General features: G+C 68.7%; 12 protein-coding genes. 7 read left to right on the top strand and 5 right to left on the bottom strand.

Features of this window, described 5'->3' with window-relative positions; genetic code table 11:
- Positions 1–49 precede the first annotated feature (49 nt).
- The 3 genes from hscA to iscX all read left to right on the top strand — a co-directional run bounded on the left by hscA (position 50) and on the right by iscX (position 2,579).
- A complete protein-coding gene (gene hscA, locus OHZ10_RS11505) occupies positions 50–1,918 on the top strand; it encodes a Fe-S protein assembly chaperone HscA (protein ID WP_342702498.1) in 1,869 nt (622 codons plus the stop codon).
- 90 nt (positions 1,919–2,008) lie between these two features.
- Positions 2,009–2,350 carry an ISC system 2Fe-2S type ferredoxin gene (fdx, locus tag OHZ10_RS11500; protein WP_006478392.1) on the top strand — a complete coding sequence of 114 codons (342 nt, stop codon included), beginning with the start codon at positions 2,009–2,011 and terminating at the stop codon, positions 2,348–2,350.
- Positions 2,351–2,369: 19 nt separating this feature from the next.
- Complete coding sequence (iscX, locus tag OHZ10_RS11495; protein ID WP_021157676.1) at positions 2,370–2,579, top strand: Fe-S cluster assembly protein IscX; 210 nt, start codon at positions 2,370–2,372, stop codon at positions 2,577–2,579.
- A 147-nt stretch (positions 2,580–2,726) separates the two neighbouring features.
- Here iscX and OHZ10_RS11490 read toward each other — a convergent pair whose 3' ends face one another.
- The 5 genes from OHZ10_RS11490 to OHZ10_RS11470 form a co-directional block, all read right to left on the bottom strand.
- A complete protein-coding gene (locus OHZ10_RS11490) occupies positions 2,727–3,461 on the bottom strand; it encodes a glycine zipper 2TM domain-containing protein (RefSeq protein ID WP_059233720.1) in 735 nt (244 codons plus the stop codon).
- 348 nt (positions 3,462–3,809) lie between these two features.
- Positions 3,810–5,336: a lysine--tRNA ligase gene (gene lysS / locus OHZ10_RS11485; protein ID WP_342702490.1), complete on the bottom strand. Its 1,527-nt coding sequence runs from the start codon at positions 5,334–5,336 to the stop codon at positions 3,810–3,812.
- Between the two features lie 73 nt (positions 5,337–5,409).
- Positions 5,410–6,514, bottom strand: a protein-coding gene (gene prfB, locus OHZ10_RS11480; protein ID WP_155627123.1) for a peptide chain release factor 2 whose coding sequence is annotated in 2 segments (ribosomal slippage) — positions 5,410–6,432 and positions 6,434–6,514 — 1,104 coding nt in all. Because the reading frame shifts where the segments join, the coding sequence is not laid out codon by codon here.
- Between the two features lie 155 nt (positions 6,515–6,669).
- Positions 6,670–8,367 (bottom strand): single-stranded-DNA-specific exonuclease RecJ, encoded by a 1,698-nt coding sequence (gene recJ, locus OHZ10_RS11475; RefSeq protein WP_059233722.1) that lies wholly within the window; start codon positions 8,365–8,367, stop codon positions 6,670–6,672.
- Positions 8,368–8,381: 14 nt separating this feature from the next.
- Positions 8,382–9,458 (bottom strand): regulator, encoded by a 1,077-nt coding sequence (locus OHZ10_RS11470; RefSeq protein WP_342702487.1) that lies wholly within the window; start codon positions 9,456–9,458, stop codon positions 8,382–8,384.
- Positions 9,459–9,608: 150 nt separating this feature from the next.
- Here OHZ10_RS11470 and OHZ10_RS11465 point away from each other — a divergent pair, with 150 nt between their 5' ends.
- The 4 genes from OHZ10_RS11465 to OHZ10_RS11450 all read left to right on the top strand — a co-directional run bounded on the left by OHZ10_RS11465 (position 9,609) and on the right by OHZ10_RS11450 (position 15,010).
- Entirely contained in the window at positions 9,609–10,862 is a 1,254-nt protein-coding gene (locus tag OHZ10_RS11465) for a lipoprotein-releasing ABC transporter permease subunit (RefSeq protein ID WP_059233724.1), read from the top strand.
- Positions 10,855–11,613, top strand: coding sequence for a lipoprotein-releasing ABC transporter ATP-binding protein LolD (gene lolD, locus OHZ10_RS11460; protein WP_392387930.1), 759 nt, complete (start codon positions 10,855–10,857; stop codon positions 11,611–11,613). Before OHZ10_RS11465 ends, lolD begins: the two co-directional genes overlap by 8 nt.
- A gap of 67 nt (positions 11,614–11,680) precedes the next feature.
- On the top strand, positions 11,681–12,469 hold the full coding sequence (locus OHZ10_RS11455; protein WP_059233726.1) for a TatD family hydrolase: 789 nt from the start codon (positions 11,681–11,683) through the stop codon (positions 12,467–12,469).
- Positions 12,470–12,526: 57 nt separating this feature from the next.
- Positions 12,527–15,010: a DNA internalization-related competence protein ComEC/Rec2 gene (locus OHZ10_RS11450; protein WP_342702484.1), complete on the top strand. Its 2,484-nt coding sequence runs from the start codon at positions 12,527–12,529 to the stop codon at positions 15,008–15,010.
- Positions 15,011–15,123 lie beyond the last annotated feature (113 nt).

Genomic DNA, 15,123 nt, shown 5'->3' with positions numbered 1-15,123 from the left:
TGCCTCGCGGCACGCGCAGCAAACGGGCCGAGCGCCCGAACGAACCAAGATGGCTTTACTGCAAATTTCCGAACCGGGCATGGCGCCGGCGCCGCACCAGCGGCGACTCGCCGTCGGGATCGATCTCGGCACGACGAACTCGCTCGTCGCGGCCGTGCGCAACAGCGTGCCGGAAGTGCTGCCGGACGAAGCGGGCCGCATGCTGCTGCCGTCGGTGGTCCGTTACCTCGAGAAGGGCGGCCGCCGTATCGGTCACGAAGCGAAAGAGCAGGCCGCCACCGATCCGCGCAACACGATCGTGTCGGTCAAGCGCTTCATGGGCCGAGGCAAGGCCGAGGTCGAAGGCGCGGCGAACGCGCCGTATGAATTCGTCGATGCGCCGGGCATGGTGCAGATCCGTACGATCGACGGCGTGAAGAGCCCGGTCGAAGTGTCGGCCGAGATTCTCGCGACGCTGCGCTATCGCGCCGAGGATTCGCTCGGCGACGATCTGGTTGGCGCGGTGATCACGGTGCCCGCGTATTTCGACGACGCGCAGCGCCAGGCGACCAAGGATGCGGCGCGCCTCGCGGGCCTCAACGTGCTGCGCCTGCTGAACGAACCGACCGCCGCGGCGATTGCCTACGGCCTCGACAACGGCGCCGAAGGCCTCTACGCGGTGTACGACCTGGGCGGCGGCACGTTCGACCTGTCGATCCTGAAGCTGACGAAGGGCGTGTTCGAAGTGCTGGCCGCAGGCGGCGATTCCGCGCTCGGCGGCGACGATTTCGACCATGCGCTGTTCGGTCACGTGCTCGCGCAGGCCGGCATCGACGCGAAGACGCTCGCGCCCGAAGACGTGCGCCTGCTGCTCGACCGCGTGCGCGTGCTGAAGGAAGCGCTGTCCGCCGCGCCGCAGGCGTCGCTGGACGTCACGCTGTCGGGCGGTGCGCACCTCGTGCAGACGATCTCGCACGATACGTTCGCGTCGCTCGTCGAGCCGCTCGTGCAGCGTACGCTCACGCCGACCCGCAAGGCGCTGCGCGACGCGCAGGTCACGCCGGGCGACATCAAGGGTGTCGTGCTCGTCGGCGGCGCGACGCGCATGCCGGTGATTCGCGACGCCGTTGCGAAATATTTCGGCCAGCCGCCGCTCGTGAACCTCGATCCGGACCAGGTCGTCGCGCTCGGCGCGGCGATCCAGGCCGACCTGCTCGCGGGCAATCGCGGCACCGGCGACGACTGGCTGCTGCTCGACGTGATTCCGCTGTCGCTCGGTGTCGAGACGATGGGCGGCCTCGTCGAGAAGATCATTCCGCGCAACTCGACGATTCCGATCGCGCGTGCGCAGGAATTCACGACCTTCAAGGACGGCCAGACCGCGATGGCAATCCACGTCGTGCAGGGCGAGCGCGAGCTCGTCGCCGACTGCCGGTCGCTCGCGCGCTTCGAGCTGCGCGGCATTCCGCCGATGACGGCCGGCGCCGCACGCATTCGCGTGACCTATCAGGTCGACGCGGACGGCTTGCTGTCGGTGTTCGCACGTGAACAGCTGTCGGGCGTCGAGGCGTCGGTCGTCGTGAAGCCGTCGTACGGCCTCGCCGACGACGACATCGCGAAGATGCTCGAGGACAGCTTCAAGACCGCCGAAATCGACATGCGTGCCCGCGCGTTGCGCGAAGCACAGGTCGAGGCCGAGCGGATGCTCGAGGCGACGCAGGCCGCGCTGGCGACCGATGGCGAACTGCTCGACGCGGACGAGCGCGCGCAGGTCGACACGTTGGCCGCGGCGCTGCGCGCGGTCGCACAGGGCGACGATACGAATGCGATCGAAGCGGCGACCAAGACGCTGGCCGACGGCACCGATGAATTCGCGGCGCGCCGGATGGACAAGAGCATCAAGCGCGCGCTGTCGGGCCGCCGGCTCGACGAGATCTGAACTTGCGAACCGCGCATCGGCCGGCGACGGCCTGCGCGCGATAATGAACCGTGCGGCGCCTCGCGCCGCACCCTGACTGACGGAACGGACATGCCTCAACTGGTGGTGCTGCCTCACGTCGAACTGTGCCCGGATGGCGCAGTGATCGACGCGACGCCCGGCAAGAGTATCTGCGACAACCTGCTCGATCACGGGATCGAGATCGAGCATGCATGCGAGAAGTCGTGCGCATGCACGACGTGCCACGTGGTGATCCGCGAGGGCTTCAACGATCTGACGCCGTCCGAAGAGGACGAGGACGATCTGCTGGACAAGGCGTGGGGCCTCGAGCCGACGTCGCGCCTGTCGTGCCAGGCGATCGTGAAGGAAGATTCGGACCTGGTGGTCGAGATTCCGAAGTACTCGATCAACCACGCGAAGGAAAACCACTGACCCAAACCGGAGGCAGGCGATGAAATGGACCGATTCGCGTGAAATAGCCATTGCGCTGGCGGACAAGCACCCGGACATCGACCCGCAGCGGATCAACTTCGTCGACCTGCGCCAGTGGGTGCTCGAACTCGACGGCTTCGACGACGATCCGAAACACTCGGGCGAGAAGATCCTCGAGGCGATCCAGGCACACTGGATCGACGAGTCGGATTTCGACGACGAGGACTGACGGACCGGGCACCGCGCGTGCCGCATCGGCACGCATGGCGCCAATGAAAAAACGGCTCGAGGGCAATTGCTCTCGAGCCGTTTTCGTTTTTCAGGCCGCTGGCCCGCGCACGACACGCGGGCAGGGGGCACCGATGCGATCGGGCGATTACGCGCCGACCAGCGTGCCGTTCTCGATCCGCACGCGCTGGCCCTGGCCGAACGGCGGCGGGTTGTGGTACGTGAACGTACGCGTCGCACCGCTTTCCATCTGCACTTGCACCTGATAGTCGGTTTCCGCGCGCACCTGCTTCTCGACCTGGTTGCCGGCGAGACCGCCGCCCAGCGCGCCGATGATCGTCATCGCGGTGCGGCCGTTACCGTGACCGAACTGGTTGCCGAGCAGGCCGCCGGCTGCAGCGCCGCCCACGGCGCCGATCCCCGAGCTCTGGCCCGGCGTGCGCGTCTGCGAAATCGCGACGACCGTGCCGCAGCTCTGGCAGTAGGCCTGGGCCGGCGCCGACGGCTGCTGCGCGTATTGCGGCGGCTGCGGTGCCGTCGTATGACGGCGGTGCGGCGGCGCTGCCGGGCGCGGCGCGGGCTTCGGCTCGGCCTGCGCGACGGCGGCAGCCTTCTGTTGCGCGGCGGCCTGTTCCGCTGCCTGCTGCTGCGCTTGCGCGGCGAGCGCGGCGCTGGCGGCGGCAGCCGTATCGACGGCCGGTTGCGACGCGATCAGCGCGGCCTGGGTCTGGCCGTTCTGTGCGTTGCTGCTGCTGGCCTTCGGAAAGATGCCCGTGATGGCTGCCGTCGCCGCGAGGCTGGCGACGATGACGGCGCCGGCGGCAGTGGCGATGAGCGGGTGGAGGCGTTGTTTTTGCGGCGTGGTCTGATTCTGGTTGTCCATTTTTTTCTCCGATGTCGATCCGGGGCGGCACTTCGGTGCCCGGCCGGATCCCACGCTCGGGAGCGAGCAGACCGGGCGTTCCTGCGCCTGGTTCTGGTCCCGTGGTCATGCGTGGTGACGCAAAAGGAGTGTCGTCTACCGGCAAGCGGCGCGCCGTATCAAGGTGTAACGAATTGCAGCGAGGCGCCGGCGGTCGTTCCAGGGAAAACCCGGAGAAGGTCGTCGCGACGAGGGAATAAAACGGGGGAGGATCGAAAGCCGGCGAACGCCGGCTGGCGGGACTTACGCGTCGTTACAAAGCTGTCGCGTGCGCGCCGCAGGGCGCGGCGCACACGCGGGTGCGGCGGATCAGTCTTCGCGGCGCAGGTGCGGGAACAGCAGCACGTCGCGGATCGTCGGGCTGTCGGTCAGCAGCATCACGAGACGGTCGATGCCGATCCCGCAGCCGCCCGTCGGAGGCATCCCGTATTCGAGCGCGCGGATGTAATCGGCGTCGAAGAACATCGCTTCCTCGTCGCCGGCATCCTTCTGCTCGACCTGCTTCTTGAAGCGTGCGGCCTGGTCTTCCGGATCGTTCAGCTCCGAGAAGCCGTTCGCGATTTCGCGGCCGGTCATGAACAGCTCGAAACGCTCGGTGATGCCCGGCACCGTATCCGATGCGCGTGCGAGCGGCGACACCTCGACCGGGTAGTCGATGATGAACGTCGGTTCCCACAGCTGCGCTTCGGCCGTTTCCTCGAACAGCGCGAGCTGCAGCGCGCCGATGCCTGCGTTCAGGAATGCCGGCTGCGACACGTCGACGCCGAAGCGCTTCAGTTCGGTGCGCAGGAACGCATCGTCCGACAGCTGGCCGTCGGTGTAGCCCGGTGCGTACTTCTGGATCGCCTGCGTGATCGTCAGGCGATGGAACGGCTTTGCGAGGTCGAGCTCGCGGCCCTGATACTGGATCGTCGCGGTGCCGAGCGCATCGATCGCCGCCTGGCGGATCAGTTGCTCGGTGAAGTCCATCAGCCAGCGGTAGTCGGTGTACGCGGCGTAGAACTCCATCATCGTGAATTCCGGGTTGTGACGCGGCGACACGCCTTCGTTCCGGAAGTTACGGTTGATCTCGAACACGCGCTCGAAGCCGCCGACGATCAGGCGCTTCAGGTACAGCTCCGGCGCGATGCGCAGGAACATCTGCATGTCGAGCGCATTGTGATGCGTGACGAACGGCTTGGCCGCTGCGCCGCCCGGGATCGGGTGCAGCATCGGCGTCTCGACTTCCATGAACTCGGCGTTGTCCATGAACTTGCGGATCGACGCGATCGTCTTCGTGCGGGCGCGGAACGTGTCGCGCGTTTCCGGCGTGACGATCAGGTCGACGTAGCGCTGGCGGTAGCGCATTTCCTGGTCGGACAGGCCGTGGAACTTGTCCGGCAGCGGCCGCAGCGCCTTCGACAGCAGGCGCAGCTCCTTGCACTGGACCGACAGCTCGCCCTTGTTGGTGCGGAACAGCACGCCGCGCGCGGCGACGATGTCGCCGAGGTCCCACTTCTTGAATGCGTCGTAGGTGTCGGCGCCGACGTCGTTCGGCGTCACGAAGAACTGGATCTGGCCCGAACCGTCCTGCACCGTCGCGAAGCTTGCCTTGCCCATCACGCGCTTGAGCATCATGCGGCCGGCCACCGACACCTCGACCGGGTTCGCTTCGAGCGCGGCCTTGTCCGAATCGGCGAATTTCGCCTGCAGGTCGGCTGCGTGGTGCTCGGGCCGGAAGTCGTTCGGGTAGGCGACGCCTTGCTCGCGCAGGGCGCGCAGCTTCTCGCGGCGCTCGGCGATGATCTGGTTTTCGTCCGCCGTGACGGCGGGCTGCGTTTGGGTCGGTTCGGTCATGATGGTCGGAATTCGGAGTGGGTGCGGCAACGCAAACGGGAAGGGCGGCGCGGACCAGGCCGCGCCGCGGCGCTTACACGCCCTGTTTGAGGCTCGCGCTGATGAAGTCGTCGAGATCGCCGTCGAGTACCGCACGCGTGTTGCTCATTTCGACGTTCGTACGCAGGTCCTTCACGCGGCTCTGGTCGAGCACGTACGAGCGGATCTGGTGGCCCCAGCCCACATCGGTCTTGCTCGATTCGAGCTTGTCCTGTTCGGCCTGGCGCTTGCGCATTTCGACTTCGTACAGGCGCGACTTCAGCATCGCCATTGCTTCGGCACGGTTGCGGTGCTGCGAGCGGTCGTTCTGGCACTGCACGACGATACCGGTCGGCATGTGCGTGATCCGCACCGCGGAGTCGGTCTTGTTGATGTGCTGGCCGCCCGCGCCCGATGCGCGGTACGTATCGATGCGCAGGTCGGCCGGATTGATCTCGACTTCGATCGAGTCGTCGATTTCCGGATAGACGAACACCGACGAGAACGACGTGTGACGGCCGCCCGACGAGTCGAACGGCGACTTGCGCACGAGGCGGTGGATGCCCGTTTCGGTGCGCAGGAAGCCGTATGCGTATTCGCCCGTGACCTTGACCGTCGCGTTCTTGATGCCGGCGACGTCGCCGTCGGACTCTTCGAGCACTTCGGCCTTGAAGCCCTTGCGTTCGCAGTAGCGCAGGTACTGGCGCAGCAGCATCGATGCCCAGTCGCACGCCTCGGTGCCGCCGGCGCCGGCCTGGATGTCGATGAAGCAGTTGTTCGGGTCGGCCGGGTTCGAGAACATCCGGCGGAACTCGATGTCGCCGACGCGCGCCTCGAGCTTCGCGGCGTCGTCTTCCGACGCGAGCAGCGTGTCCTCGTCGCCTTCCTCGCGAGCCAGCTCGAACAGGTCGAGCGCGTCGCGCAGGTCGCTATCGAGTACGGTGAGCGTCGTGACGACGCCATCGAGCAGCTTCTTCTCGCGACCGAGCGCCTGGGCGTTCTTCGAATCGTTCCAGACGTTCGGGTCTTCGAGTTCCTTGTTGACTTCGGTCAGACGCGCAGCTTTGGCGTCGTAGTCAAAGATACCCCCGAAGCTCGCCCGCGCGGGTGCGCAGGTCAAGCAGGGAGCTTTCGATCGCGTTGAGACGTTCCGCTTCCATGATCGTTCGCTATTCTTGCTTCGTAAAAAAGCGGAATTATAGCCGATCGGCAGGCTTGCCCGGTGACGCAAACGGTGTGCACGCGCGCGCCGCGGCCCCGTCCGGCGCGGCGTGCGTGCGGGGGAGGGCGCTACAGCGGGCCGGGCGGCCCGCGCTCAGCCGGCCGCGTGCTCGACGATCAGCTGGACGCGCGTGACGCCGTTCCACGTATCGGCGACGAGCCGGTACGCGACCAGGGCGCTCGCGGGCAGCGGCTCGGTGTGGTTGAACCAGATCGCGTTGAAGCGCTGGCGGCCGCGTGCCAGCTGCAGCTTCAGGTGCTTTTCCTTCACGAGCGATTGCGACACGACGTCGAATTCGCCCGAGAAAAGCGGGGCCGGAAACCCTTGTCCCCACACGGCTTCGTCGAGCAGGCCGACGAACTGCGGCGTGAAGTACGCGTCCTCGAGTTCGCCGTCGGTCTCGATCACGCGGGCGAGCGCGTCGTCCGACAGCCATTCGCGCGCGACGGCCTCGAACGCGGCCGCGAAGCGCGGCACGTTCGCGGTGTCCAGCGTGAGGCCGGCCGCCATCGCGTGGCCGCCGAATGCAACGATCAGGTCGGGCTCGCGCTTCGACACGAGGTCGAGCGCGTCGCGCAGGTGGAAGCCGGCGATCGACCGGCCGGAACCCTTGACCCGCTTGCCTTCTTCATCGGCGTGCGCGAACGTGAACGACGGCCGGTGGAATTTTTCCTTGAGCCGGCCGGCGACGATGCCGATCACCCCCTGGTGCCACTCGGGGTTGAACAGCGTGATCGTGCACGCGTCGGCCGGGTCGACGTCGGCGAGATCGGCGAGCGCCTGCTGCTGCATGCCGGCCTCGATCTCGCGGCGCTCGCGGTTCATCACGTCGAGCTGCTGCGCGAGATCCCACGCGCGGCCGATGTCGTCGGTGATCAGGCACTCGATGCCGAGCGACATGTCGGACAATCGCCCCGCGGCGTTCAGGCGCGGGCCGAGGCCGAAGCCGAGGTCGAAGCCCGACGCGGTGCGCGCTTCGCGCGCGGCGGCGCGGAACAGCGCGGCGATGCCCGGCTGCATGCGGCCGTTGCGGATGCGCTGCAGCCCCTGCGCGACGAGCACGCGGTTGTTGCCGTCGAGCCGCACGACGTCGGCGACGGTGCCGAGCGCAACGAGGTCGAGCAGGCCGTCGAGGCGCGGCTCGGCTTCCTTGCTCGCGAACGCGCCGCGGCGGCGCAGCTCGGCGCGCAGCGCGAGCAGCACGTAGAACATCACGCCGACGCCGGCGAGGTGCTTGCTCGGGAACGCGCAGCCGGGCTGGTTCGGGTTGACGATCGCGCGGGCGGCGGGCAGCGCGTCGCCGGGCAGGTGGTGATCGGTCACGAGCACGTCGATGCCGCGCGCGTTCGCGGCTTCGACGCCCGCGACGCTCGCGATCCCGTTGTCGACGGTGATCAGCAGGTCGGGCTTGCGCGCGGCCGCGAGCTCGACGATCTCGGGCGTGAGGCCGTAGCCGTACTCGAAGCGGTTCGGTACCAGGTAGTCGATCTGCGCGCCGAACATCCGCAGGCCGCGCACCGCGACCGCGCATGCCGTTGCGCCGTCGCAGTCGTAGTCGGCGACGACGAGCAGGCGCCGCTTGTCGGCGATCGCGTCGGCGAGCAGCGACGCCGCATCGGCGCAACCCTTCAGCTCGGTGGGTGGAACGAGACGCGCAAGCGCGGTCTCGATGTCGGTGGGCGACTGCACGCCGCGCGACGCGTACAGGCGCGCGAGAACGGGGTGCAGGCCGTGGCGCGCGAGCACTTCGGCGTCGGCGGGCGCGACGGGGCGGGTAACGATCCGGGTCATACGCGGTGGGCAGGTTATTCGAACAGGGAGGCGAGCGCGCGGCGGCGCCAGAACTTGCGCAGGTCGCCGCGCGTCGCGTGCAGCGTCACGGAGCTCGTGTCGCCGCACAGCGTGAAATCGATGCTCGCCAGTTCGCCGTTCTGCAGCGCGGCGAGGGCCGGCGCGAACCAGTCGCGCTCGAGCGCGGCGAGCCCGTCGTGCCAGCGCGTCCAGTCCTGCTCGATGAACGGGGTGGTCAGCGTCGGCAATTCGACGAGCGTTGCGCCGTTGGCGGCCGGCAGCGCGCCGAACGTCGCGGGTGCGTTGCCGGTGCCGGTTTGCGCGGCACGCGCGAGTCCGAGCGCGGCGGGCGACGCGGACAGCACGCGCGCGAACGGCTTGCCGACCGGCTTCAGCGTGCCCTGCGCATGGAACCAGATCGAATTGACGGCCGGCAGCCCGCGCGCTTCGCGGGCTTCGTTGACCGGGTGCTGGAACCACGCCATCTGCACTTCGTTCTGCAGCTTCATCCACATCCGCGAGCGTTCGCCGGTGTGGGCCTCGTGCGGCAGCCAGATCTCGATGTTGCGGCCGCTGGCGCGCAGCGGCGCGGCGCCGGCCAGCCGGGCGAGCTGGTCGCTCGACAGGTACCAGCGTGCCGGGTTCGGCGCTTCGAGCCGCACGCCGAGCTCCTCGATCAGCGGGCGTGCGACTGCGAGCAGGGCGGCCGCGTCGCCGTCGTCGAGCGCGAGGGCGGCCGGATCGACGAGCACCAGGTGATCGTGCGCGATTTCGACGTGCACGGGCTCGACGCACGCCCACGCGTGCGCGCCGGGTTCGCCGCCGTCCGCCAGCAGCATGTAGGGCGCGAGCGGCGCCTCGTCTGCGGCGTTACCCTGGGTCGCGCCGAACTGGCGGGCCAGCCAGCGCTCGTGCGGCAGTGTGCGCTGGAAGTCCTCGCCGGCCACGCGCTCGACGAGGCTGGCGCGGGCGAGCAACTTTTCGAGCGCGGGGCTGTCCAGCGTATGCAGGGACGAGGCCGCATCGGCCGCCGACGGCAGCGCGAACGGAACGAGAAAATGGAGGCGTCGGTCGTGCATGATGGTGCGCATTGTATGGCAAACTGCGCGCGTGATCGGGCCGGCTGACGGCCCGTTTGCGTCCGGCGGCCGTTTTTCGACCGTGCCCGGGCCGGTGGCCGCCGCCGGGCGGCGGTCCGGCCGCGGGGCGCCTCCCCGCCGTAACCAGCAGAAAGGATTCGCTTGAAACTTCCGTACGAATGGCAGATCGGCTGGCGCTACACGCGCGCCGGCAAACGCACGACCGGCAACGGCTTCATTTCCTTCATCGCGCTCGTGTCGATGCTCGGGATCGCGCTCGGCGTCGCGGCGCTGATCGTCGTGCTGTCGGTGATGAACGGCTTCCAGAAGGAAGTGCGCGACCGCATGCTGTCGGTGCTCGCGCACGTCGAGGTGTTTTCGCCGACGGGCTCGATGCCCGACTGGCAATTGACCGCGCAAGAGGCGCGCCGCAACCAGTCGGTGATCGGCGCGGCGCCGTACGTCGACGCGCAGGCGCTGCTTACGCGCCAGGACGCGGTGAGCGGCGTGATGCTGCGCGGCGTCGAGCCGACGCTCGAGCCGCAAGTGTCCGACATCGGCAAGGACATGAAGGCCGGCCAGCTCGCCGCGCTCGTGCCGGGCCAGTTCGGCATCGTGCTCGGCGATGCGCTCGCCGGCAACCTCGGCGTGACGGTCGGCGACAAGGTCACGCTCGTCGCGCCCGAAGGATCGATCACGCCGGCCGGCATGATGCCGCGCCTGAAGCAGTTCACGGTCGTCGGCGTGTTCGAATCGGGTCACTACGAATACGACAGCACGCTCGCGATGATCAACATCCGCGACGCCGAGGCGCTGTTCCGGATGTCTGCGCCGACCGGCGTGCGGCTGCGGCTGAAGGACATGCAGAAGGCGCCGGAAGTCGCGGTCGAGCTGTCGCACACGCTGTCGGGCAGCCTGTACATTCGCGACTGGACCCAGCAGAACAAGACGTGGTTCTCGGCCGTGCAGATCGAGAAGCGGATGATGTTCATCATCCTCACGCTGATCATCGCGGTGGCCGCGTTCAACCTCGTGTCGTCGCTCGTGATGACGGTGACCAACAAGCAGGCCGACATCGCGATCCTGCGCACGCTCGGCGCGCAGCCGGGGTCGATCATGAAGATCTTCGTCGTGCAGGGCGTGACGATCGGCTTCGTCGGCACCGCGTCCGGCGTCGCGCTCGGCTGCCTGATCGCGTGGAGCATCCCGTGGCTGATCCCGATGATCGAGCACCTGTTCGGTGTGCAGTTCCTGCCGCCGTCCGTGTACTTCATCAGCGAGCTGCCGTCCGAACTCGTCGCGAGCGACGTGATCCGGATCGGGCTGATCGCGTTCGCGCTGTCGGCCATCGCGACGCTCTATCCGAGCTGGCGCGGCGCGAAGGTGAAGCCGGCCGAGGCGCTCCGCTATGAATGATCGCGCGACCGCATTCGCGGATTCACGACAACACAACAGACAGGATTCGGCCAGTATGCAGGAATACGTGCTTCAGGCGCGCGGGGTCACGAAGGCGTTCGTGCAGGGCGGCTTCAACGTGCAGGTGCTCAACAATACCGAGCTGACGGTGCGGCGCGGCGAGAAGCTCGCGGTCGTCGGCGCGTCGGGTTCGGGCAAGAGCACGCTGCTGCACGTGCTCGGCGGGCTCGACGAGCCGAGCGCGGGCGAAGTGTCGCTGCTCGGCAAGCCGTTTACGCAACTCGCCGAGCGCGAGCGCAACGAGCTGCGCAACCGCGCGCTCGGTTTCGTCTACCAGTTCCATCACCTGCTGCCCGAATTCACCGCGCTCGACAACGTCGCGATGCCGCTGCGCATCCGCCGGATGACGACCGAGGACGCGCGCGAGCAGGCCCAGGCGATGCTCGAACGCGTCGGTCTCGGTCCGCGCGCGAAGCACCGGCCGGGCGAGCTGTCGGGCGGCGAGCGCCAGCGTGTCGCGATCGCGCGCGCGCTGGTCACGAAGCCCGCGTGCGTGCTCGCCGACGAGCCGACCGGCAACCTCGACGGCACGACGGCCGACACGGTGTTCAACCTGATGCTCGAACTGTCCGAGACGCTCGAAACGAGCTTCGTGATCGTCACGCACGATCCCGATCTTGCCGCGCGCTGCGACCGTATCATGCGGCTGCGCGACGGTGTGTTGCACGAGGAGCCGGCGCTGCCGGTGTAAGAAGCGAACGCCTTTGGCCTGCTGCCGGGGTCGCCCCGGCGCGGCGCAAGGGTGCAGGACTGCCGCCATGTGGATCGACACGCATTGCCATCTCGATGCCGCCGAGTTCGACGCCGACCGCGCCGCGGTCGCGCAGGCTGCGCACACGGCCGGCGTGTCGCGCATCGTGATTCCGAGCATCGGGCGCGACAACTTCACGACGGTGCGCGAACTCGCGCAGCGCACGCCGGGTGCCGTTTATGCGCTTGGCATCCATCCGATGTATACGCCGCAGGCGCGCGACGAGGATCTCGACCGCCTGCGCATGGAGATCGAGGCGAGCCTCGACGATCCGCGCTTCGTCGCGATCGGCGAAATCGGCCTCGACTACTTCGTGCCGGGGCTCGACGAAGACCGGCAGCAATTCTTCTATCAGGGGCAGCTCAAGCTGGCGCGCGAATTCGATTTGCCCGTGCTGTGCCACGTGCGCAAGTCGCAGGACCGCGTGCTCGCCGGCCTGCGCCGTTTCGGCGTGCGGCGCGGCATCGCGCATGCGTTCAACGGCAGTTTCCAGCAGGCCGAAGCGTATCTCGCGCAAGGGCTGCATCTCGGCTTCGGCGGCAACGTGACGTTCACGCGTGCGCTGCAGATCCGCCGGCTCGCGACGGAGTTGCCGCTCGACGCGCTCGTGGTCGAGACCGACGCCCCCGACATCGCGCCCGAATGGGCGTACAAGTCCCGCAACACGCCCGACCAGGTGCCGCGCATCGGTGCTGTGCTCGCCGAACTGCGCGGGCTCGATACGGGCGAAATGTCCGTATGCACTTCGGCTAACGCGCTCGCCGCGCTGCCGCGACTCGCACTTTCGTCCGCATAATCGTTGCCGGAAGGCGCTGCGTTTTGTGGAGCGGCGCCAGGTCGACGAGGAGGCGGAATGCGCGTGGGGTGGGTCGCGTTCGCGCTCGGCGTCGTCGTGCTGCAGCGGCAGGCGGCGTTGCCGGGGGCGATCGCATGGACGATCGGGGCAATCCTGTTCGCGGGTTGCACGGTGCTGGGGGCGTGGTGCATGCGTCGCCGGCGCACGCGTACGACTGCCGCACTCGGCTGGATGCTGTGCGCGTTCGCGGCCTGCATCGCGGGGTTCGGTTATGCAGCTGCTCGGGCCGAATGGCGGTTGAGCGACCGCTTGCCTGCGGAATGGGAAGGGCGCGACATCGTCGTGACCGGCGTGATCCGGGGGCTGCCCGTCGTCGACGAGACCGGTGCGCGGCTGCTGTTCGCGGTCGAGTCGAACGATGCGGGGCTGGCCCGTTTTCCGCCGTTGATCCGGCTGTCGTGGCGCGCGTATGGCGCGGCCGTGACACGCGAAGCACGTCCCGACCTGCGTGCCGCACAGCGCTGGCGTTTCGTCGTGCGCCTGAAACGCCCGCATGCCGAGGCCAATCCCGGCGTGCGCGACGGCGAGGCGGCGTGGCTCGCCGCGGGCATTCGGGCAATCGGCCATGTCAGCGCGCCGCGCCGGGCGGCATTGCTCGATGCGCGCGCCTCGGGATGGCGGGCGACGATCGACCGGGTGCGCGATACGTTGCGGACGCGCATCGGCGAAACGCTCGGTAGCGATGCAGCGCATCGCGGCATCGTCGCCGCGCTGGCGATCGGCGACCAGTCGGGTATCGGCGACGACGACTGGCGCGTCCTGCGCAACACGGGCACGAGCCACCTGGTCGCGATTTCCGGTCTTCATGTCGGGCTGGTCGGCGCGATGGCGGGCGGGCTCGTGTCGATGGTCTGGCGCCGGCTGCGCTGGCGCGCGCGGGCCGCGACGCTCGCGTTGCCTGCGCCTTACGCGGCCGCACTTGCCGCGCTGACGGCTGCGGCCGGTTATGCGGCGCTCGCCGGTTTCAACGTGCCGGCGCAGCGCGCGTGGTGGATGATCGCGGGCGGCGGCATCGCGTATCTGGCCGGACGCAGCGTGCCGACGTCCGCGGTGCTGTGCGCCGCGCTCGGCGGCGTGCTGCTCGCCGATCCGTGGGCCGTGCTGTCGGCCGGGTTCTGGCTGTCGTTCGGTGCAGTCGCCGTGATCCTGCTGGCCGTCGCCGGCTGGCGAGCGGTGCGTGAGGCGGGCGCGGAAGGCGACGAGGGCAGCGGCGCGGCTCGTCTGTCGAGCCGGTTGCGCGCGCGGGGCATGCACGCCGGACGCCGCATCGTCGAGGCGACGCGCGTGCAGTACGCGGTGACGATCGGTCTCGCACCGCTCACGGCCGCATGGTTCGCGCAGATTTCCCTGTCGGGCCCGTTCGGCAATGCATTCGCGATTCCGTGGGTCAGTTCGGTCGTGACGCCGGTCGTGCTGGCCGGCATCGCCATGCCCGCACCATTCGATGCCTATGCGTTCCGGCTCGCCCATGTGGCGCTCGAACCGATGATGACGTTGCTCGGATACCTCGCCGGCTGGCCGGCCGGCGTGTTCCGGGTGCGCATGCCCGACTGGCCGGTGCTCGCGCTGGCTTGCGTGGGTGTCGTCTGGGCGCTGATGCCGCGCGGCTGGCCGTTGCGCTGGGCGGCGCCGCTCACGTGGCTGCCGCTCGTTGCGCCCGCACCTGACACGCCGCCGCCGGGCGGTTTCCGGTTGACCGTGCTCGATGTCGGGCAGGGTGCGTCGGTGCTGGTCGAAACCGCACGGCGAACCTTGCTGTTCGACGCGGGGCCGGGCGCGGAATCGACCCATGCCGGTACGCGAATCGTCGCGCCGATGTTACGTGCACGCGGCATCGCGACGATCGATTCGCTCGTGCTCAGCCACGCGGATGCCGATCATGCGGGCGGCGCACCGGCCGTCTATGCGGCGGCCGACGTGCGCCAGCTGTTGGCCGGCATTCCGTCGAACAGCCGGCTGTGGCGCGACGCGGCAGCCGCGGGCGTCGCCGACCGTCTGCCATGCGCGGCCGGGCAGCGCTGGCGCTGGGACGGCGTCGTCTTCACGATGCTGTGGCCGCCGGGCGGTCGAAGCACGGGCTCGTCGAACGGGCAATCGTGCGTGCTGCGCATCGACGCGGGCGGCACTTCCGCGCTGCTGACGGGCGACGTCGATGCACGCGGCGAGCGTCAGCTCGTGGGCACCGCGCGCGACGCGCTGGCCGCGCAGATCCTGGTCGTGCCGCACCACGGCAGCCGCACGTCGTCGGTCGAGCCTTTCCTCGATTCGGTCGGGCCGCGCGTTGCGGTATTTCCTGTAGGCTATCGCAATCGTTTCGGGCATCCGCACCGGAGCGTTCTCGCCCGCTACGAGGCGCGCGGGATTCCGCTGCCGCGCACCGATCGCGACGGCGCCATACGGTTCGACGTCGCACCGGCCGATGGCGGGTTCGCATTCGTGCGTTATCGCGACGAGCAGCGCCGGTACTGGATGGACCGGTGAACGCGGCGAAGGCCGGCGTATCGGAAAAAAGACGCGGGGCCGGCGTGAAGTACCGAAGCACGGCCCCGGCAGAAAACGAAGCATGGGGCGGGAGTCGGTGCTCAAGCATCACT

The organism is Burkholderia arboris (assembly GCF_038723655.1).
GTDB classification, from domain to species: Bacteria; Pseudomonadota; Gammaproteobacteria; order Burkholderiales; family Burkholderiaceae; genus Burkholderia; species Burkholderia arboris.
Note: the sequence above shows the minus strand (reverse complement) of the source record. Positions and strands in the feature narration are given on the sequence as shown.